We start from the raw sequence: 20,279 nt of genomic DNA, 5'->3' as shown, positions 1-20,279 counted from the left end.
GCTGAAGTCCTTATTGATGCACGGCGAGCTGGTAAGCCGTGTATTTACGAATGTTGATCACGCCGGTGTCGAAGATCAGGTACTGGCCCTTGATCCCCAGCAGCGTGCCTTCGGCAATCGGGTTCTTGTCCAGGTTGAAGCTGACGATCTTGGCCGGGTACTGCTCGACCGGGTAGCGGATTTCCAGCGGATCGACATCGGCGATGGTCTGAATGGCCTGGAGACCGAATCGCTCCTGCAAACCTTGCAGACCCGGGGCGCAGCTTTCGAACAGTTGATCGCGCACCTGCGCCAGATCCACCGCCGCCGCGTCGCCCTTGAGCAAGGCGCGCCAGTTGGTCTTGTCCGCCACCTGGCTGCGGAACAGGTCTTCGACAAAGCCCGACTGCTGCCGCGTCGAAACGCGCATGATCGGCAGCGCCTGACTGGCGCCCTGGTCGAGCCAGCGGGTCGGCAACTGGGTGGCGCGAGTGATGCCGACCTTGATCCCCGACGAATTGGCCAGGTAGACGATGTGGTCGGTCATGCAGAACTTCTCGCCCCACTCCGGCTCACGGCAGGTGCCGGCCTCGAAGTGGCAGCGCTCCGGGCTCATGATGCAAATGTCGCACTGGGCGAGTTTGGTCATGCACGGGTAGCAGTAGCCTTGACTGAAACTGGTCTTGGTCCTGCGCCCGCAATGGGTGCAGTGAATCGCCCCCAGGTATTCCAGACGCACCGTGCTGCCGATCAACGGGTTGACCGGCACCTCGACGTCATCCAGACGAAACGCGTACTGCACGTTCGGCCCGTCCAGGCGTGCCGACATTTTGCTGATTGCACCGCGGCCGATCTCGATCAATGGAGGGCGTCCGACTTGAACAGGATGTTCGGTACTTCGATCGACTTCGACGCGCATTCCTGCGGGCCCATGTAACCGGTGCGCTCTTCCTCGGGCAGGTTCTGCATTTCCCAGGCGATCATTGCCTGCAACGACAGCTCGCGCTGCTCGGCGGTGAGTTTGCCGCCGTCGGACCATTTGCCGATCTCTACCGCCAGTTTCAGGCTCTGGTAGATGTCCGGGGTGATGTTCTTGATCAAATCGTTAAAAGAGGACATCAGGGTCTCCGTGCTCTTTATTCAAAAAATTCAGGCGGCCAGTTTACGGCGGTTGTACAAACCGCCCAACAAACCGGTTAAGCATCCGATGAGTAACCCGCTGACGTGGGCAGCGTTGGCGATTTCGCCGAAACCGATCATCGAGATCAGCCCGGACATGCACACCAGCAACCACACCAGCATCATTGCCAGCACGCCGCGCGGCAGGCGATAGGCCGGGTTCGGCGCCAGCAACTGGAAGATCCAGCAGTGACCGAGCAATCCGTAAAGTACGCCGGACAGGCCGCCGAACAGGCTCGGGCCGCTCCACGCGAATTGCGCATAGTTGGAAACCAGGCCGAACAGCAGCGTCAGACCGATCAGGTTGACGCTGCCCTGGCGCGACTCGATGCGCCGCCCCAGCTCCCAGTACCACATGCCGTTCATGGCCAGGTGCAGGATGCCGAAGTGGATCAGCATCGGCGTAAACAGGCGCCACCACTGCCCCGCTGCCAGGCTGTCGGCCAGTGGTGTGAAGTGGATGTAGTCGCCGACCACGCGAAAATCGAGGAAGGTCAGCCAACGCATGGTGTCGAGGTTATCGCCAAGGAAGGTCAACCCGCCGACGATCAGGCTCAGCAGCAGAATGAATCCGGTGGCTTTGGCATGTTTCAGTTGCTCGGCGAAGCTCGGGCGCTTGAGCGTCGGCGCCGCCGGAATTTCCAGTTGCTGATCCGGGTCGCCCGCCGGGAAACGCTCGTACAGCGAGCGCACGTCGTCGCTGATTTCCGAGGGCACCCACAACACCTGCTCGCCCGCCTCTTCGCTGACACGATGGGGCACTTGCATGCGTTGCAGCAGTTTGACGAACCCACTCAGGTCCGCCGCCAACGGCACACGCAAGACGGCTATGGCACTCATCGCAGCACCTCCGGCCGCTCGACGTCGACCCAGACAAATTTATGCGGATCGAGGCGAGTTTCCTGATCCAGACGATAGGCCACCAGTTTGCCGTAGAGCACCGCGCTGTAATCCAGGCACGCGAGGTTGGGGCGGATCGGCGCCGGTTTGCCGCTGCGCCAGTAATGACCGACGAACAGCAACGGCTCATCGACGCCGTAGCGCAGCAGGGAATTTTTTTCGCTGGAGGTCAGCGGCTTCTGCGCCACCGGCTCCGGCAAGGCATCTGGCTGGAACACGATGTCGCCGTAGGTCTGCGGGTCGTCTTCCCAGAACTTGGTGCGGAAGAACGAACGCACCAGGCCATCACCGCTGGTCATGGTCAGGCCATCCGGCAGGCGCATGTCGGTGCCGCGCAGCAGGCGATCGAACACGGTGCAGGCGAAACTGCCCGGCACCGCCGAGGCCTGGAGGAAGTGTTCATCGATGCAGCCATCGGGGAACAGCGCGCGCAGCGGCTCGATCAGGCCGGCATCCCAACAGGCATGCACCACGCGGAAACGTCCGGCGTCGACGAACAGCGGCAGTTGGTAGAACCATTGCTGGAAATCGTGCCAGTCGCCCGGATGGTTTTCGAACTGGGTCAGGGTTTCATGCAGCAGGCGGGCATGGCGCGGGGTGTGTTCACGGACGAACTGCTTGCCGCTGCCCGGTGGTGCCGGAGTGCTCCAGCCGAGCGCGTTGAATTCGTGGTTGCCCATGATGCACAACGCCTGACCGGCCTCGACCATATCGTGGACGATGTGCAGCGCCTCGCGAATCCGCGGGCCGCGGTCGATGATGTCGCCGACAAACACGGCCATGCGCGACGGATGCCGCCAGACCCCGCCCTGCTTGTGGTAACCGAGACGGTCCAGCAGGTGTTCCAGAGTCAGGGCGCATCCGTGCACGTCACCAATCAGGTCATAACTGCGCGCGGGATCGAGCATCAGTCGCCTCCACCACCCAACTTGCTGCCCCAGCCGAGCTTGGTCCGGCAGACTTCGTAGTAGTTGTGGTCGAGCGGATGGATCAGCCGCAGCTTCTGCGCTTTCTTGCTGACGGTGATGGTGTCGCCCGGCGCGCAGGTGAAGTGGTTCTGCCCGTCGCAGGAGACCTGCGGGTAGATCTGCATATCTTTGGACACGACGATTTTCAGCTCACTGTTGCCATCGACCACGATCGGTCTGCCCGACAAGGTATGGGGGTACATCGGCACAATCACAATAGCGTCAAGCTTGGGATGCATGATCGGGCCACCGGCGGACAGTGCGTACGCGGTGGAACCGGTCGGAGTGGCGACGATCAGGCCGTCGGCCTTCTGGCTGCAGACGAACTGGCCGTCGATGTACAGCTCGAACTCGATCATCCGCGTCGATTTGCCCGGGTGCAGCACCACGTCGTTCAGCGCGTCGCCCTGGCCGATGGCCTCGGCGTGACGACGGACTTCGGCCTGCAGCAGGAAGCGGTTTTCCACCAGATAATGGCCGTCGAGCACTTCGGCGACCTTGATTTCCAGCTCGTCGGGGCGAATATCGGTGAGAAAGCCGAGGCTGCCACGGTTGATCCCGAGTACCGGAATATTGTGTTTGGCCAGTGCCCGCGCCGCGCCGAGCAGGCTGCCGTCACCGCCGACCACGATCACCATGTCGCAGACTTCGCCGAGCATCTTGCGTGACGAAGTTTGCAGGCCATGGCCCGGCAGGACTTCGGCGATGGTGTCTTCGAGAATCACATGCAGGTGACGATCGAGCAGGAAGCGTTTCAGTCGGCGGACGGTATCCAGCACCTGGGAGCTGCCCAGGCGACCGATGATGCCGATATTACGAAATTGCTCCATGGGACTCCTGCGGGGGACTGAGACGGCGAAAAGCACGATTATGGGCGAAAGCGCCGGATAGACAAAATCCTTTCAGCCCCGAGGCTGCACCGGTGTTTGAGGCTATGCTCGCAAGATGATCCTATTTCCCGATTTGCTGCAGTTGCCCCACCAGTTACGCCACCCCGAGGTGCGTGATCTGGCGTGGGTGATCCTCGCCCCGCCGATGCTCGCCGCCACCCCGTGGCCGCAGCGCCATCCGCTGGCGGGCAGCGACTGGGTCAGCGACCCCGAGCGGCTGGAACACTGGTTGCGCCAGCTTGATCGCGACAGTTACGGCCTGCTGCACTGGCTGTCCCAGGCCCGTACCCGGCGCCTGGGCCTGTATTACGAGCGGTTGTGGCAATTTGCGGTGGAACACGCGCCGGGCATTGAGCTGATCGCCGCCAACCTGCCGATCCGCCGCGACGGTCACACCCTCGGCGAGCTGGACATGCTGCTGCGCGACCGCGACGGCGTGCATCACCTGGAACTGGCGATCAAGCTCTACCTCGGCCCACAGAACGGCGACGGGCATGATCCGGCGTCGTGGCTGGGGCCGGGCTGTCATGATCGACTGGATCGCAAACTGGCGCATTTGAGCGAACATCAGCTGCCGATCTCCGCGCGCCCGGAAAGCCGCGAAGTGCTGGCGGCGCTGGATGTCGGGTCGTTCAGTGCGCAACTGTGGCTGGGCGGATACTTGCTGTATCCGTGGCCCGGCCAGTCGGTGCCACCCAGCGGCGCCCATCCTCAGCATTTGCGTGGCAGTTGGCTGCATCAGAAAGACTGGCCGGCGTTTGTCGCCCAGCGCCCGGCCGGACGCTGGCGACCCCTGCCCCGCCACGCCTGGCTGGCGCCGGCGCACTACCCGGCGGAGCAGACCTGGAGCAACGGGCACTTGCAGGCCTGGCTCGATGAACTCGAACCGCTGGCCCCGGCGCAACTGATGGTGCGCCTGAGCGAAAATGCCCGGGGCGAGTGGGAAGAAGCGGAGCGGCTGTTTCTGGTGTCGGACCTGTGGCCGAATGTGCCGGGCCAGTCCTGATTTCTGTGGCGCCTGATCTGGCCCCTTCGCGAGCAAGCCCGCTCCCACAGTGGAATGCATTTCAAATGTGGGAGCGGCGGTGCGACGATTCGACTTGCTCGCGAAAGGGCCAACTCGGTCTAAATGGAAAGTCTCACGGCGAGTGCCGCCAGGGTGACCAACAGAACCGGCACCGTCAGCACGATCCCGACCTTGAAGTAATAACCCCAACCGATCTTGATGTTCTTGCGCTCCAGCACATGCAGCCAGAGCAAGGTCGCCAGACTGCCGATCGGGGTGATTTTCGGCCCCAGGTCGCTGCCGATCACGTTGGCGTAGATCATCGCCTCCTTCACCACACCGCTGGCCTGGCTGGCATCGATCGACAGCAGACCGACCAGCACCGTCGGCAGGTTGTTCATGATCGAGGACAACAAGGCCGTCAGCACCCCGGTGCCCATCGCCGCTCCCCATACACCGTAATCGCCGAATACATTGAGCCACCCGGCCAGATAATCGGTGAGCCCGGCATTGCGCAGCCCGTAGACCACCAAATACATGCCCAGCGAGAAAATCACGATCTGCCACGGCGCCTCTTTCATCACCTTGCGCGTGGAGATCTTGTGCCCGCGCGCGGCAATCGCCAGCAACAGCGCCGCGCACACCGCCGAGATCGCACTGATCGGAATGCCCAGCGGCTCCAGCGCGAAACAGCCGATCAGCAGAATCACCAGCACCGCCCAACCGGCGTAGAACGTGGCTTTGTCGTGGATGGCGGTTTGCGGGTGTTCAAGCTGTTCCGGGTCGTAGGCCTTGGGAATGTCGCGGCGGAAGAACCACAGCAACATGCCCAGCGTGGCAGCGACGCTGACAAAGTTGACCGGCACCATCACCGCCGCATACCGGTTGAATCCGATGTGAAAGAAATCGGCCGAGACGATATTCACCAGGTTCGACACCACCAGCGGCAGGCTCGCGGTGTCGGCAATGAACCCCGCGCCCATGACGAACGCCAAAGTCGTCGCCGGGGAAAAACGCAGGGCCAGCAGCATGGAAATCACGATAGGCGTGAGGATCAGCGCCGCACCGTCATTGGCGAACAGCGCCGACACCAGCGCGCCGAGCAGCACCATAAAGGCAAACAGCTTGCGCCCGCTGCCCCGCCCCCAGCGCGCCACGTGCAAGGCCGCCCAAGCGAAAAAACCGGCTTCATCGAGCAGCAGACTGATGATGATCAGCGCCACGAACGTGCCGGTGGCGTTCCAGATGATTTGCCATACCAGCGGGATGTCGCTCAGATGCACCACGCCGAAAATCAGCGCAACGATGGCGCCGAATGTTGCACTCCAGCCGACCCCGAGGCCTTTGGGTTGCCAGATCACCAGGGTAATGGTCAGCAGGAAAATCAGTGACGCAGCGAGCATTCGCGACAGCCTTCAATAAAAGGGAAAAATTGAGCCACACCACAAAACCTGTGGGAGCGAGCCTGCTCGCGATGGCGGTGTGTCATTCAACTGATGTGCCAGCTGATACACCGAGATCGCGAGCAGGCTCGCTCCCACAGGGGCAATATCTTGTCAGAAAATTCAGCGAATCACTTCTTGTGCTGCGCCACCCACTCACCAAACGCATTGATGAAGCTTTGCAGAAACGGCTTCACCGACTCGTTAAGCTTGCCCGCTTCATCGAACGCCGTGCCCGCGCCGCCCAGGTAGGCTTCCGGCTGCTGCATGCAAGGCACGTTGAGGAAAACAAAGGACTGACGCAGATGCTGGTTGGCGCCAAAACCGCCGATGGCACCTGGCGAAACGCTGATCACCGCCCCCGGCTTGCCGCTCCAGACACTCTTGCCATAGGGCCGCGAACCGACGTCGATCGCGTTCTTCAAAGGCGCCGGCACCGAGCGGTTGTACTCCGGGGTGACAAACAGCAGAGCGTCGGATGAACCCACTTTTTGCCGGAAAGTGCTGTAGGCTGCCGGCGGTGAATCGCCGTCGATGTCTTCGTTGTAGAGTGGCAGATCGCCAATTTCGACAATGTTCAGCTTGAGATTGGCCGGTGCCAGTTCCGCCAGCGCCAGGGCGACCTTGCGGTTGATGGACGCCTTGCGCAGGCTGCCGACCACTACTGCGACGTTATAGACATTGCTCATTGGAAGACTCTCGACTGTCCGTGGGAGGAGCCAGTAGTTATAGATGATCCGATGACGATTCCACCAGACGCCGAAGGTTATTTCCCGCGTCTGGAATATTTTTTTCCTGTAGGAAAACTTACCAAGCTCGATGACGGTCTACCAAGCCGCAAATCAAGCGTTTTATCTCCAGAGGTTCTAAGCAGATGGCAGCAGTACTCGTCGGTCAGTTCCATGCAAGAGATGCGGAAGGCCGCGTTTATTCCGTGCATGAGTTCCAGGAATCCAACCCGTCGGCAGACGGCTTCACCGGCACGGAACCCGTTACCACCTACAAGCTGGCGATTGGCGACCGCGTCAACAAAATCGACGACAACGAGTTTTTGCTGGTTCAATCGGGCATCACCCTGATCCGCGAACCCGAGCCATCGGTCGCTTCATAACCGATCGTTATGAGCAGAAGTCATCCGCGCCGAGTTGGGGTAGGATTCAGCCACTGACCCCAACGGCCGGACATGGACTTCACGCATGCGTTTACGTCATATCGAAGTGATTCAGGCGCTTTTGCAGACCGGTCACGTGGGCACCGCCGCCGAATGGCTGCAACTAGCGGCACCCGAGGTCGAGGAGCGTTTGCGCGAAGCCGAGAGTCAGCTCGGTTTCATGCTGTTCGCCAGCGTACGCGGACGACTTCAGCCGACCCCGGAGGCCCGGGCGCTGCAAGTCGAGATCGGCCACATCTATGAAGCGCTGGAACCGGTGCAACGGCTGGCCAGCAGCCTCAAGCAATATCTCGCCCCACCCTTGCGGATCATCGGCACCCCGCCGCTGGCCCAGCAACTGCTGCCGCAAAGCCTCGCCGCCCTGCGTCGGCGCCTGCCCGACGTGCCCTGCACCCTGCTCAGCGAACCGACCCGCGACATCGTCCGACATCTGCTGCTGCGCGACAGCGATCTGGGCCTGAGCCTGCACGATCCACAACACCCCGATATCCATTGCCAGCCGCTGGCCCAGGGCAAGTTGCAATTGCTTGCGCCCCACGGCTGGCTGCAACCGAAGCAGAAATACATTTCCCTGCAGGATCTGGCCGGTCAGGCGATGGTCGGCCTCGAGGGCCAGGACCCGCTGAGCCCGGCCCTGGAAAACAAGCTCCAGGCCCTGCGCCCGGCGCCGACCATCCAGACCCGGGTGCAGACCCACCAGATGATGCGCAGCATGGTCGAGGCCGGCGAAGGCCTGGCGATCGTCGACCCGTTCACCGCCATTGGTGCGCGGGCGGGCGGTCTCGATGTCTGCCCGTTGTCGCCGGCGGTGCCGATCAGCCTCTATGCCCTGACCTTCAAACACGCCACGCCGTCAGCGGCGATTCAGACGCTGCTCGGGATCGTCACGGAACAAGCCGAGGCGATGCTGGCGAACTGATCGGATGCTCCAGCGGGTTATCGAACAATCGATACCAGAACAACGCCACTTCGGCGGTGTTCGGATCGATGCCGCGATAACGCAAGTGGTCGATGCCGCCGATCACATACCCGCAACGCTCATATAGGCGGCAGGCGCCAAGGTTGTTGTTCTGGGTTTCCAGCATGATTCCCGGCAGCTTTTTCTTGCGGCTCCAGAACTGCGCCACGTCGAGCAGGGCCTTGGCCACCCCATGGCGCCGCGCCGGGGCGTGCACCGCCAGTTCATCGATATGAGCGAAGCCGTTCCAGTTGGTACTGATCACCAGGTGCCCGACCGGCTCATCCTCCAGGTACGCCATGAAAATCGCGCTGTCGGCAGCATCGCGAAAACTGCTGAACTCCTCCGGATCGATGCCGTAGCACTTGCGATACGGCACGATGGGCGTCACGGCCCATTGCGCCACGGGTTTGCCGATTTCGGCCGTGCCGTAGGCGGCCACCTCGAAGCTGAAATCGCTGCCCCAGATATATTCGGCAAACCCCTCGTCGGCGACCCGCACCGACAACCCTGGGTATTTCGGATTCATGACCGGTTGCATACTCGGAAAAGCCCTCATTCCTTGACGCAATCGACGGTGTATTGCCGTCCATTGCCCTCATCTTCGTGTTGCAGCCCGTGCACATCGACCACAAACCCCGGAAAAGTTGCGTCGAAGGTGCGGGCAAACCTGAGGTATTCGATGATTGAGCGCGTGGATTCGGTAAAACGTTCGCCAGGCATGATCAGCGGAATGCCCGGCGGGTACGGCACCAGCATCACCGCCGCCACCCGGCCTTCCAGTTCATCGATCGGCACCGCCTCGACTTCACCACGCACCAATTGATCGTAAGCGTGGGCCGGTTTCATGGCGATTTCCGGCAGCACGGTGTACATGCGCTTGAGGTGTTTGGCGGTGGCGTTACTGCGATAGCAGGCGTGGAGTTGATCGCACAGATCGCGCAGGCCCATGCCGCGATAACGCACAGGATCTTCCTGGGCGACACACTTCAGGCAAGTGTCGAGACTGACGTTGGCGTCGTAGCTGCGCTTGAACTCCAGCAGTTCGGTCAGCAGCGTGCTCCACTTGCCCTTGGTGATACCCATGGAGAACAGCACCAGAAATGAGTACAGGCCGGTTTTCTCCACCACCAGTCCGCGCTCCCAGAGGAAACGGCTGACCACTGCCGCCGGAATGCCCTTGTCGCTCAAAGCGCCGCCGGCGGTCAGGCCCGGCATGACCAGGGTGACCTTGATCGGATCGAGCAGCACGTAGTCGTCGCTGACCTCGCCGAACCCGTGCCAATCCGCATCGGGTTGCAGCAGCCAGTCCTCGGTCTGCACCCGGTCGATGCCCTCGACACCCGGTGGCTGCCAGATCGAGAACCACCAGTCGTCGGCGGCGATGTGCTGGCGCAGATTGGCCAGCGCCCGGCGAAAGCTCAGGGCTTCGTCAAAGGTTTCCTGCAGCAGCGAACGCCCCGCCGGACCTTCCATCATCGCCGACGCCACGTCCAGCGAAGCAATGATGCTGTACTGCGGCGACGTCGAGATGTGCATCATGAATGCTTCGTTGAACCGGTCGCGATCCAGCTTCCGCGCCCCGCCGTCCTGCACATGAATCATCGAAGCCTGACTGAACGCCGCCAGCAGTTTATGGGTGGAATGGGTGGTGAACACCAGCGGACTGTCCTCGCTGCGCGAGGTGGCCATGCCGTAACGACCGGCGAAAAATTCGTGAAACGCGGCGTAGGCGTACCAGGCCTCGTCGAAATGCAGGACTTCGACACTGTTGCCCAGGCTCTGCTTGATCAGCTCGGCGTTGTAGCAGAGGCCGTCGTAGGTGGAGTTGGTGATCACCGCCAGTTTGACTTTCGGTTCGCGGCCCTTGGTCAACGGGCTGGCATCGATCTTGGCCTGGATTGATTCGCGACTGAATTCACTGAGCGGAATCGGGCCGATGATGCCCAGCTCGTTGCGCTCCGGGCACAGGTACAGCGGAATCGCGCCAGTCATGATGATCGCGTGCAACACCGACTTGTGGCAGTTGCGATCCACCAGCACCAGATCATCGCGCCCGACCATCGAGTGCCAGACGATCTTATTGGCGGTCGAGGTGCCGTTGATCACGAAAAACGTGTGATCGGCGCCGAAATTGCGCGCGGCGCGTGCTTCCGCCTCGGCCAGCGGCCCGGTGTGGTCGAGCAAAGAGCCCAGCTCCGGCACCGACACCGACAAGTCCGAGCGCAGGGTGTTTTCCCCGAAGAACTGGTGAAACGCCTGCCCCACCGGACTCTTGTGATAAGCCACCCCGCCGCCATGGCCCGGGGTATGCCAGGAATAATTGGAATCGGCGGTGTGCTGCACCAGCGCCTTGAAGAATGGCGGCAGCAGGCCGTCCAGGTACTTGCGTGCCGCCCGCGCCACTTGCCGGGCGAGAAACGGCACCGTGTCTTCGAACAGGTAGAGAATGCCGCGCAACTGATTGAGCTCGGCCATGGCATCGGCCGGGGCGTTTTCCAGGGTGACTTGCTCGCCGAGGGCAAAAATCGGCAGATCCGGCGCCCGCACCCGGGCCAGACCGATCAGTTCGGCCATGTTCTGCAACAGGTGGGAGTTGGTGCTGGCGTCTTCGGCGGCGATCAGCATGCACGCCAGACCATGGTGGGTCGACGCCACCAGCCGGCCCTCGGTGTAGTCCGTGGCCGAAACGATACTGAAACCTTCCAGCTCCAGCTCTCGGGCGATGCCGCGAATGCGTTCACCGGCAACCGTGTCGGCCTTGATATCGCGGTGGACGATCAACACCGGGAACTTCAAATCTTTGTACATGAGGCTCAGTGTCCTGAGGCGGCGGAGAGTGATCTGCCAATGTCCTCAGGGTAGAGGGTCGGAGCGGATGTGGCGAGGGTGGCCAGTTGTCAGTACTGCCAAAAACAAAGGATCGCCTGAACACGGCCTGGATGTTCGGGCGATCCTTTTTTGCCTTACGCCTGAGCTTCGGCTTCCTGCAGTTGAGTCCACAACGCCGGGGCACCGGCCGATTTGGCGATGATTTCCAGGCGCACCTGGTGTTCGGCCAGCTCGGCTTCGGTAGCGCGAATGATCCGCCCCGGTTTGCGATCTGCCGGCAGACGGCGGATTTCGGTGGCCGAGTTGTCCGCGCCCTCGCCCGTGCCATTGCCGTCGGAGGCGTTGCCGGCCAGCGACAGGCTGGTCTGGCCACCGGTCATGGTCAGGTAGACGTCGGCGAGAATCTCCGAGTCGAGCAATGCGCCGTGCAGCTCACGGCCGGAGTTGTCGACGCCGTAGCGTTTGCACAGGGCATCGAGGCTGTTGCGCTGACCCGGGTGACGTTCCCGGGCCATCATCAGGGTGTCGAGGATCGTGCAGTGCTGCGTGATGTCCGCGCGATCCTGCTGGCCCATCAGGGCGAATTCATTGTTGATGAAGCCAACGTCGAACGCCGCGTTATGGATGATCAGCTGCGCGCCGTTGATGAACTCGAAAAATTCGTCGGCCACTTCGGCGAAGCGCGGCTTGCCGACCAGGAATTCGTTGGTGATGCCGTGAACGGCGATCGCGCCTTCATCACTCTCGCGATCCGGTTGCAGGTAAACGTGAAAGTGCCGGCCCGTCAGACGTCGACCGATCAGCTCGACACAACCGATTTCGATAATCCGGTGGCCGTCGGTCACCGGCATGCCGGTGGTTTCGGTATCGAGTACAACGGATCTGGTGGCCATCAGTGTTCAGCTCTCAACGGGGTCAATCGTGCAAAAGCGGCGATGTTAACACGCTCGCGGTACGCGTCGCGCGCCGTCAGGTGACCGGCGCTCATGCAGTTTTTAACAATCATTAGCAATGTTCATAAAGTCGGCGGCAAACCGCCTTGTTAGCGTGCGCGGCTTGTTTCCTGCGGATTGAGAGCGTCATGAAGACTGCATACGTTTTAATGCTCGGCGGCTGCCTGCTGGCGGCCGAAGCGCACGCCACCAGTTTCGTCATCAGCACCGACATCACCATGAGCCTTACGCTCAGCTCCAGCAAAGGCACCAGCGGTTCGTTCAAGGACGACAAGATCGTGTTGGCGGCCAAGGATGACGCCGCGGCGTTCGTTGCCAGCGACGGGGACATTCGTGGCGCACAGATGGAAGCGGCGCTGACGCGAATTCGCAGCCTGCTGCCAGGTCAGCCCTATACCGACCTGCAACTGGCCACGGCCATTTTGATGCTTTGATCAATCCTGCTTGTAACCGCGAACCTCATCCACCCCACGGTTGGCCAACTGGTCAGCCCGTTCGTTGCCGTGGTGGCCGATGTGGCCGCGGACCCATTTCCAGGTGACCTTGTGGCGGTTGACCTGCTCATCCAGCTCCTTCCACAGGTCAGCGTTTTTGACTGGCTCCTTGGCAGCGGTTTTCCAGCCGCGTTTCTTCCAGTTGGCCATCCACTCGTTGATGCCTTTCATCACATATTGCGAGTCGGTGACCAGCAGCACTTCGCACGGACGCTTGAGGGCTTCGAGGCCGCGAATCGCGCCGAGCAACTCCATGCGGTTGTTGGTGGTGTTGGCTTCGCCGCCCCACAGTTCCTTTTCAACACCCTTGCACACCAGCAAGGCGCCCCAGCCGCCGGGGCCGGGGTTGCCTTTACAGGCGCCGTCAGTGAACAGTTCTACGCTATCGACGCTTTCGCTCATGCCAGTCTATCCAGAAAAAATGCGTGGCCTCGCCGATCACGGATCGACGATGGCCAAGGCCGGGATATACCCGGCCATAAATAAAAGAAGGTTTACGGTTCGATGCGCCGGCGGTTGACCTTGGCCATCGGCAGCGGAATCAGCTTGCCCATCGGCTCGCGGCGTTCCTGACGCACCGGACGCAGGCCGACCACGATCTTGCGCGCGACCAGTAAATAGAAGCCGCCGCCCGACAGTTGCCAATCGCCGGCCTTGCGTTCCCAGCCGGCCAGACGGGCCTGCCACTTGGGTGACGCGAGCGGCGGACGATAGCACCCGAAGCGGCGTTTCTCCAGCGCGAAGCCCAGCAGGTTAAGCCAGTCCGCCACCCGCGACGGCGAGATACAGCGCGCCTGATGCAAGGCGTCATGGGCGAACACGTGGCGCAGCCCCCAGGTGCTCCAGGGGTTGATGCCGACAATCAACAGATGCCCGCCGGGGCGCACGCTGCTGGCCGCTTCGCGCAGAAGACCGTGGGGCGACAGACAGAAATCCAGGCCGTGCTGCAACACCACCACATCGGCGGCGTGCTCGCTCAACGGCCAGGCCTGTTCTTCGCAGACGATCTCCACGCCCGGCAAGGGCGCGCCCAGCCGCACGTTGCGCTGCACCTGCGGCGCCGACGGCGGCGTTTCGGCGGACGGGCCGTAATGCACCAGATAGCCACCGAAGAACCGGCCCAGCTCGTCTTCGAGCATGCGCCGTTCTTCGTCCAGCAGAAATTGCCCGAGGGGGCCGGACAGCCATTCACGGGCTGCACCGATCAGCGCGAGCCAGTCAGGATCGGCCTGAGCGAACGCTTTATCGATCATTGCATTCTCCAACACGCCAGGAACCTCTAAGATGCGCCAATGTTACCCGCTTGGCGAATTCGACGATGATACAGATCAGTGCCCTGCCCGCCTTCACCGACAACTACATCTGGTTGTTACAGGATCATGCCACCCAGCGTTGCGCGGTGGTCGATCCGGGGGATGCCGCCCCCGTGCAGGCGTGGCTCGACGCGCATCCGGGCTGGGTGCTCGGCGACATCCTCATCACTCACCATCACCACGACCATGTCGGCGGCGTCGAGACGCTGAAAAAGGCCACCGGTGCCACGGTCTACGGACCGGCCAGCGAAAGCATTCCGGGGCGCGACGTGGCCCTCAAGGACAACGACACGGTGCGCGTGCTCGGCTGGGACTTCGACGTCTATGCCGTGCCCGGCCACACCCTGGGACACATCGCTTACTACCATCATGGCCTGCTGTTCTGTGGCGACACCCTGTTCGCTGCCGGCTGCGGCCGGTTGTTCGAAGGCACGCCGCAACAGATGCACCGGTCGTTGAGCCGTCTGGCGGCGCTGCCGGAAGACACCCTGGTCTACTGCACCCACGAGTACACCCTGAGCAACCTGAAATTCGCCGCCGCCGTGGAGCCGGGCAACCGGGACATCGCCGCCCGTCTGGAAAAAGTCAGCCAGCAACGTGCGAATGGCGTGATGACGCTGCCCTCGACCCTTGCGCTGGAAAAGCTCACAAACCCGTTTTTACGCACCGGTGAAATATTGGTTACACAAAAAGTGGACGAACGGAACGGCCCTCAAAACCGGGCGCCGAGTGAGGTTTTTGCGGCTCTGCGGGCATGGAAAGATACGTTCTAAGTGGCTCCCTGCCTGGTACAAAAATTCTGAATGGTTGACCGCAGGGGGTGCGCTTTCTAGAATCGCCCGACATTTTTGCCCGGAACTTACTTCCAGCCAATGTCGTCATCCATACGTAAGTCCGTCAATTCAGATGCATTGACCCGCCTGGCGCAGGCCATCGCGGTGGCTGTGTCCGCCACACTGGCGGGCTGTTCCAGCCATGCTCCGCAGACTGAAGCGACACATACGCCGAACATTGCTGCGCGAGCCAAGCAGAAGCCCATCTGGTTGTCGGAAAAGCCCAGCCCGCAGGTGCCTCAGGACATCTGGGAACGCATGCGCGGCGGCTTCCAGCTGCAGGAAGGTCTGGGCGTGAACCCGCGCATCGAGCAACAGCGCCTGTGGTTCGCCAGTAACCCTTCCTTCCTCGAGAACGCCGGCGAACGCGGCAGCCTCTACATTCATTACATCGTCGAGCGCCTCGAAGAACGCAACATGCCGCTGGAACTGGCGCTGCTGCCGGTCATCGAAAGCGCCTACAACCCGATGGCCTATTCCCGGGCCGACGCGGTGGGCCTCTGGCAGTTCATCCCGTCCACCGGGCGCTACTTCAACCTGCGTCAGACCCGTTTCTACGATGGCCGTCGCGACATTACTGCCTCGACCACGGCAGCGATGGACTACCTGACCCGCCTGCACGACATGTTCAACGGTGACTGGTTGCTGGCACTGGCCGCGTACAACGCCGGCGAAGGCACGGTCAGCCGCGCCATCGAGCGCAACGAAAAGCTCGGCCTGCCGACCGACTACTGGAACCTGCCGCTGCCAGCGGAAACCCAAGCCTACGTGCCGAAACTGCTGGCGCTCTCGCAAGTGGTCCTGACGCCTGAAGCCTATGGCGTGAACCTCAACCCGATCGCCAACGAACCGTATTTCCAGGTCGTCGAAATCAACCAGCGCATGGACCTGTCCAAGGTCGCGGCGGTGGCCAACATCGACGAAGACGAGCTGTTCCAGCTCAACCCCGCCTTCAAGCAGCGCACCACCATCGACGGCCCGCAGCACCTGCTGGTGCCGACCTCGAAGGCGCAGCTGCTGACCGCCAGCCTCCAGACCATGCGCCCTGACGAACTGATCAGCCCGCGTTCGCTGAAACCGGTGTTCGAAGGCGCCGATCCGAGCGAGATCGCCCAGGCCAAGCGTGCCTATCGGGTCAAGCGTGGCGACAACCTCGGTTCCATCGCCAAGGCCAACAAGGTCGAGGTCAAGGACCTGCAACGCTGGAACAAGCTCACCGGCAAGAACCTCAAGGTCGGCCAGACCCTGGTCATGCAGGACACCAGCAAGCGCACGCCGGCGCGCAGCAGTGGCGGGCGCATCAACACGGTCATCGCAGCCAACAGCAAGACCAGCAGCAAGACCAGAGAAAAGGACGACGGTAAACAGACCCAGTACAAGGTTAAACGCGGCGACACGCTGTACGTGGTCGCCAAGCGTTTCAACGTCGAGATGCAGCATCTCAAGCGCTGGAACCCGGGCGCCGGCAAGGCGCTCAAGCCTGGGCAGATGCTCACGGTCTACCAGCCGCACTGACCAAGAGCCCCTGAATTTCAGGGGCTTTTTTTCGCCTGTCATTTTCTGATATTTCCGTAGATCGGCGCAGACAGCTCCCACAATTAACCGCGCATTAAGCCCCTGTCTTTTTCCTGTCCATACAAGCTGTTACTGTACGGCCCACAAAGCCCAAGCCGCCTGGATCGGATCTGACTTGAAGCGTCCCCTCCTCCTGCTCCTGATCAGCCTGGCCTTGAGCTCCCCCGTCAGCGCGACGATCACCGAAAGCCACGGTTATGCGCAGTTCGGCACGCTCAAGTACCCGGCCAGATTTACCCACTTCGACTGGGTCAACCCGCAAGCGCCCAAGGGCGGTACGTTGCGGGTGATGGCGTTTGGCACCTTCGATACGCTCAACCCCTACACGTTCAAGGGCACCAGCCCGGTCACCACGGCGAATTTCCTGCAATACGGCATCAACGAGTTGAACGAGCCGCTGATGGTCGGCACCGGGCAATACGCGCCGTCGGGGGACGAGCCGGCCTCCAGTTACGGACTGATCGCCCAATCGGTGGAGTACAGCGAAGATCGCAGCTGGGTGGTGTTCAATCTGCGCCCGCAAGCGCGCTTCCACGACGGTACGCCGATCACCGCGTACGACGTGGCGTTCTCCTACCGTTTGCTGCTCAAGGAGGGTCATCCGCTGTACCGCACCGCCCTTCAGGAAGTACTGCGCGTCGACATCCTCAACCCGCAGCGCATCCGGTTTGTACTCAAGCGCAGCGGCAATCCGTTGCTGATCCTGCGTCTGGGCGAATTACCGGTACTGCCCCAGCATTACTGGAAGGGCCGCGACTTCAAGGCCACCACCTTCGAGCCCCCACTGGGCAGCGGGCCGTACCGCATCACCTCGGTCACACCGGGCCGGCAGTTGATTTTCGAGCGGGTCAAGGACTACTGGGGCAAGGACCTGCCAGTCAATCGCGGCAAATACAACTTCGATCGCATGGAAGTCGAGTTCTACCGCGACAGCGATGTGGCCTTCGAAGCGTTCAAGGCCGGCGAGTTCGACATCTATATCGAGCATCAGGCGAAGAACTGGGCCAATGGCTACAACTTCCCGGCCGTGCGCCGTGGCGAAGTGATCAAGGCGCAGATCCCGCACCAGATCCCGACCCAGAGCCAGGGTCTGTTCATGAACACCCGGCGCGCGACCTTCGCTGACGTCAAGACCCGCGAAGCCCTCGGCCTGATGTTCGACTTCGAGTGGACCAACCGCGCCTTGTTCAGCGACGCCTACAAGCGCACCACCAGCTACTACCCCAACAGCGAGTTCAGCGCCGTCGGCCTGCCGGTCGGCCATGAATGGCTGATGCTCAAGCCGTACAAGGATCAACTGCCGGCGCGTCTGTTCACCGAACCGTTCACGCTGCCGCAGACCGAGGGGCGCGGCATCCCCCGGGAAACCCTGCGTAAAGCCCTGGCGTTGCTGGACGAGGCCGGCTGGAAGCTCAACGGCCAGCGCCTGCAGAACGCCGCCGGCCAGCCGCTGCGCTTCGAGCTAATGCTGGTCAATCCCAGCCTGGAGCGTCTCTATCAGCCGTACATCGAGAACCTCAACAGCATCGGCATCGAGGCGCGCCTGCGCACCGTCGATCGCGCGCAGTACAAACAGCGCCTCGATCAATTTGATTTCGACATGATCTCGATGACGCTGGGCCAGACCTTAAGCCCGGGCCTGGAACAATGGCAGTACTTCCACTCCAGCCAGGTAAACGTCAAGGGCAGCAAGAATTACGCGGGCATCGCCAATCCGGTGGTCGATCATCTGCTTGAACACTTGCTCGCCGCGCAAACCCGCGACGAACAAGTCGCCGCCGGCAAGGCGCTGGACCGCGTGCTGCTCTGGCAGCACTACAGCATTCCCAACTGGTACCTCAATTATCACCGTCTGGCGTACCGCAACCGGTTCGCCTTCGTCACCACGCCGCCCTACACCCTGGGCCTGAGCGCGTGGTGGCTGAAATCTTCGGAGAAAGATCGATGAAGCCTATCCGCGCCCTGCTTGTGCAGGCCAGCGGTCTGCTGTTCGCCGGGCTGGCCTGTGCCGCCCCGCAACACGCCGTGACCCTGTACAACGAGCCGCCGAAATACCCCGCCGACTTCAAACACTTCGATTACGTGAACCCCGACGCGCCCAAGGGCGGGATCTTCCGCCAGGCCGGCTTCGGCGGCTTCGACAGCCTCAATCCGTTCATCAGCAAAGGCGTGCCGGCGGACGATATCGGCCTGATCTACGACACCCTGGCCAAACAGGGCCTGGACGAGCCGTTCACCGAATACGGCCTGATCGCCAGCAAGATCGAAAAGGCTCCGGACAACAGCTGGGTGCGCTTCTACCTGCGTCCCGAAGCGAAGTTTCACGACGGCCACCCGGTACGCGCCGACGACGTGGTGTTCAGTTTCCAGACCCTGACCAAGGAAGGCGCGCCGATGTATCGCGGTTACTACGCCGACGTTGAGGAGGTAATCGCCGAAGATCCGCTCAAGGTGCTGTTCAAGTTCAAGCACACCAACAACCGCGAACTGCCGCTGATCCTCGGCCAGTTGCCGGTGCTGCCCAAACATTGGTGGGCCGAGCGTGATTTCAACAAGGGCAACCTGGAAATTCCTCTTGGCAGCGGCCCGTACAAGGTCACCCAAGTGAAGGCCGGGCGTTCGGTGCGTTACGAGCGGGTCAAGGACTACTGGGGCAAGGACCTGCCGGTCAATCGCGGTTTCTACAACTTCGACGTGATGACCACCGACTACTACCGCGACAACACCGTTGCGCTGGAAGCGTTGAAGGCCGGGCAGTTCGACTATTGGCTGGAAATGGCCGCGAAAAACTGGGCCAACGCCTACAACGTGCCAGCAGTGACCGAAGGGCGACTGATCAAGGAACAGATTGCCAACGGCAACCCGACCGGCATGCAGGGCTTCGTCTTCAATCTGCGCCGTCCGGTGTTTCAGGACGTGCGGGTACGCCAGGCCCTCGGCCTGCTGTTCGACTTCGAATGGACCAACAAGCAACTGTTCAACGGCGCTTATGCGCGCACCCGCAGCTACTTTGAAAACTCGGAAATGGCCGCCACCGGCCTGCCGGATGCAGAACAGGTGGCAATCCTCGATCCGTTCCGCAGCCAGCTGCCGGCGCAGGTGTTCAGCGAAGCCTTCGAAAATCCGAAAACCGACGCCAGCGGTATGATCCGCACGCAACAGCGCGAGGCGTATCAGCTGCTGCAAGAGGCCGGCTGGAAAATCGTCGACGACAAAATGGTCGACGCCACTGGCAAACCGGTAGCCATCGAATTCCTGCTGGCGCAAACCGAATTCGAGCGTGTGTTGTTGCCGTTCAAGCGCAACCTCAGCGATCTGGGCATCGATCTGGTGATTCGCCGCGTCGACGTCTCGCAATACGTCAATCGCGTGCGTTCGCGGGATTTCGACATGATCGTCGGCAGCTTCCCGCAGTCGAACTCGCCGGGTAACGAACAGCGTGAGTTCTGGATGAGCGCCGCCGCCGACAAGTCCAGCAGCCGCAATTCAATGGGCCTCAAGGACCCGGTGGTCGACCATCTGGTGGAAAACCTGATCAACGCCGATTCGCGCAAAAGCCTGGTGGCCCACGCCCGCGCTCTGGACCGTGTGCTGCAATGGGGCTACTACGTGATCCCCAACTGGCACATCAAGACCTGGCGCGTGGCGTACTGGAACCACATCGGCCACCCGAAAGTCTCCCCCAAGTACGACATCGGCATTAACACCTGGTGGGTCAAACCCGATGCGAAACCTGCGGTAGAAGTCGAAACCCAACTGCAAGCCGACCCTGTGGGCACGGAGTAA

The 20,279-nt window shown here is 61.7% G+C and carries 20 protein-coding genes; 8 read left to right on the top strand and 12 right to left on the bottom strand.

Annotated features, from left to right (window positions below; genetic code table 11):
- Nucleotides 1–10: 10 nt before the first annotated feature.
- The 5 genes from CAG25_RS23145 to CAG25_RS23125 are packed head-to-tail and all read right to left on the bottom strand — an operon-like array spanning nt 11 to nt 3,856.
- Nucleotides 11–841 carry a DUF2797 domain-containing protein gene (locus CAG25_RS23145; RefSeq protein WP_064595529.1) on the bottom strand — a complete coding sequence of 277 codons (831 nt, stop codon included), beginning with the start codon at nt 839–841 and terminating at the stop codon, nt 11–13.
- The gene (locus CAG25_RS23140; protein WP_011333626.1) at nt 838–1,098 is read right to left on the bottom strand and encodes a YeaC family protein; all 261 of its coding nucleotides are present in this window, start codon (nt 1,096–1,098) and stop codon (nt 838–840) included. The genes CAG25_RS23145 and CAG25_RS23140 overlap by 4 nt, the downstream gene beginning before the upstream one ends.
- 30 nt (nt 1,099–1,128) lie before the next feature.
- On the bottom strand, nt 1,129–1,998 hold the full coding sequence (locus tag CAG25_RS23135; protein ID WP_085613077.1) for a rhomboid family intramembrane serine protease: 870 nt from the start codon (nt 1,996–1,998) through the stop codon (nt 1,129–1,131).
- Nucleotides 1,995–2,969 carry a metallophosphoesterase gene (locus CAG25_RS23130; protein ID WP_172829526.1) on the bottom strand — a complete coding sequence of 325 codons (975 nt, stop codon included), beginning with the start codon at nt 2,967–2,969 and terminating at the stop codon, nt 1,995–1,997. The genes CAG25_RS23135 and CAG25_RS23130 overlap by 4 nt, the downstream gene beginning before the upstream one ends.
- The gene (locus CAG25_RS23125; protein ID WP_011333623.1) at nt 2,966–3,856 is read right to left on the bottom strand and encodes an NAD(+) kinase; all 891 of its coding nucleotides are present in this window, start codon (nt 3,854–3,856) and stop codon (nt 2,966–2,968) included. Before CAG25_RS23125 ends, CAG25_RS23130 begins: the two co-directional genes overlap by 4 nt.
- A gap of 115 nt (nt 3,857–3,971) precedes the next feature.
- On the opposite strand from CAG25_RS23125, the gene CAG25_RS23120 reads away from it, so the two are divergent.
- Nucleotides 3,972–4,922: a DUF1853 family protein gene (locus CAG25_RS23120; protein WP_085613076.1), complete on the top strand. Its 951-nt coding sequence runs from the start codon at nt 3,972–3,974 to the stop codon at nt 4,920–4,922.
- A gap of 119 nt (nt 4,923–5,041) precedes the next feature.
- Here the strand turns inward: CAG25_RS23120 and CAG25_RS23115 are convergent, their stop codons facing one another.
- Both CAG25_RS23115 and CAG25_RS23110 read right to left on the bottom strand, forming a co-directional pair.
- The gene (locus tag CAG25_RS23115) at nt 5,042–6,325 is read right to left on the bottom strand and encodes an arsenic transporter (RefSeq protein ID WP_085613075.1); all 1,284 of its coding nucleotides are present in this window, start codon (nt 6,323–6,325) and stop codon (nt 5,042–5,044) included.
- A 170-nt stretch (nt 6,326–6,495) separates the two neighbouring features.
- Nucleotides 6,496–7,053, bottom strand: coding sequence for an NADPH-dependent FMN reductase (locus CAG25_RS23110; protein WP_007956924.1), 558 nt, complete (start codon nt 7,051–7,053; stop codon nt 6,496–6,498).
- Between the two features lie 185 nt (nt 7,054–7,238).
- Here CAG25_RS23110 and CAG25_RS23105 point away from each other — a divergent pair, with 185 nt between their 5' ends.
- Both CAG25_RS23105 and CAG25_RS23100 read left to right on the top strand, forming a co-directional pair.
- Complete coding sequence (locus tag CAG25_RS23105) at nt 7,239–7,475, top strand: hypothetical protein (protein ID WP_007956926.1); 237 nt, start codon at nt 7,239–7,241, stop codon at nt 7,473–7,475.
- Between the two features lie 85 nt (nt 7,476–7,560).
- Nucleotides 7,561–8,454 (top strand): LysR family transcriptional regulator, encoded by an 894-nt coding sequence (locus tag CAG25_RS23100; RefSeq protein WP_085613074.1) that lies wholly within the window; start codon nt 7,561–7,563, stop codon nt 8,452–8,454.
- Here the strand turns inward: CAG25_RS23100 and CAG25_RS23095 are convergent.
- The 3 genes from CAG25_RS23095 to dnaQ form a co-directional block, all read right to left on the bottom strand.
- The gene (locus tag CAG25_RS23095) at nt 8,420–9,034 is read right to left on the bottom strand and encodes a GNAT family N-acetyltransferase (RefSeq protein ID WP_085613073.1); all 615 of its coding nucleotides are present in this window, start codon (nt 9,032–9,034) and stop codon (nt 8,420–8,422) included. The two genes, CAG25_RS23100 and CAG25_RS23095, sit on opposite strands and share 35 nt — an antisense overlap.
- A 14-nt stretch (nt 9,035–9,048) precedes the next feature.
- Entirely contained in the window at nt 9,049–11,304 is a 2,256-nt protein-coding gene (locus tag CAG25_RS23090; RefSeq protein ID WP_085613072.1) for an Orn/Lys/Arg decarboxylase N-terminal domain-containing protein, read from the bottom strand.
- 155 nt (nt 11,305–11,459) lie between these two features.
- The gene (gene dnaQ / locus CAG25_RS23085) at nt 11,460–12,218 is read right to left on the bottom strand and encodes a DNA polymerase III subunit epsilon (RefSeq protein ID WP_085613071.1); all 759 of its coding nucleotides are present in this window, start codon (nt 12,216–12,218) and stop codon (nt 11,460–11,462) included.
- A 188-nt stretch (nt 12,219–12,406) separates the two neighbouring features.
- On the opposite strand from dnaQ, the gene CAG25_RS23080 reads away from it, so the two are divergent.
- Nucleotides 12,407–12,712: a DUF2388 domain-containing protein gene (locus CAG25_RS23080; RefSeq protein WP_064595508.1), complete on the top strand. Its 306-nt coding sequence runs from the start codon at nt 12,407–12,409 to the stop codon at nt 12,710–12,712.
- Here CAG25_RS23080 and rnhA read toward each other — a convergent pair whose 3' ends face one another.
- Both rnhA and CAG25_RS23070 read right to left on the bottom strand, forming a co-directional pair.
- Nucleotides 12,713–13,174, bottom strand: coding sequence for a ribonuclease HI (rnhA, locus tag CAG25_RS23075; RefSeq protein ID WP_039770807.1), 462 nt, complete (start codon nt 13,172–13,174; stop codon nt 12,713–12,715). It abuts the gene before it with no gap.
- Between the two features lie 92 nt (nt 13,175–13,266).
- On the bottom strand, nt 13,267–14,025 hold the full coding sequence (locus CAG25_RS23070) for a methyltransferase domain-containing protein (RefSeq protein WP_011333614.1): 759 nt from the start codon (nt 14,023–14,025) through the stop codon (nt 13,267–13,269).
- Nucleotides 14,026–14,090: 65 nt separating this feature from the next.
- Here CAG25_RS23070 and gloB point away from each other — a divergent pair, with 65 nt between their 5' ends.
- The 4 genes from gloB to CAG25_RS23050 all read left to right on the top strand — a co-directional run bounded on the left by gloB (nt 14,091) and on the right by CAG25_RS23050 (nt 20,279).
- Nucleotides 14,091–14,858 carry a hydroxyacylglutathione hydrolase gene (gene gloB, locus CAG25_RS23065; protein ID WP_085613098.1) on the top strand — a complete coding sequence of 256 codons (768 nt, stop codon included), beginning with the start codon at nt 14,091–14,093 and terminating at the stop codon, nt 14,856–14,858.
- Between the two features lie 99 nt (nt 14,859–14,957).
- Nucleotides 14,958–16,433 carry a transglycosylase SLT domain-containing protein gene (locus CAG25_RS23060; protein ID WP_064595503.1) on the top strand — a complete coding sequence of 492 codons (1,476 nt, stop codon included), beginning with the start codon at nt 14,958–14,960 and terminating at the stop codon, nt 16,431–16,433.
- A 175-nt stretch (nt 16,434–16,608) separates the two neighbouring features.
- On the top strand, nt 16,609–18,441 hold the full coding sequence (locus CAG25_RS23055; RefSeq protein WP_085613070.1) for an extracellular solute-binding protein: 1,833 nt from the start codon (nt 16,609–16,611) through the stop codon (nt 18,439–18,441).
- Entirely contained in the window at nt 18,438–20,279 is a 1,842-nt protein-coding gene (locus CAG25_RS23050; RefSeq protein WP_085613069.1) for an extracellular solute-binding protein, read from the top strand. Before CAG25_RS23055 ends, CAG25_RS23050 begins: the two co-directional genes overlap by 4 nt.

Source organism: Pseudomonas sp. B16(2017), from assembly GCF_002113205.1.
GTDB lineage: Bacteria > Pseudomonadota > Gammaproteobacteria > Pseudomonadales > Pseudomonadaceae > Aquipseudomonas > Aquipseudomonas pharyngis.
The sequence above is the reverse complement of the archived record's forward strand: the minus strand, read 5'-3'. Positions and strand labels throughout refer to the sequence as shown.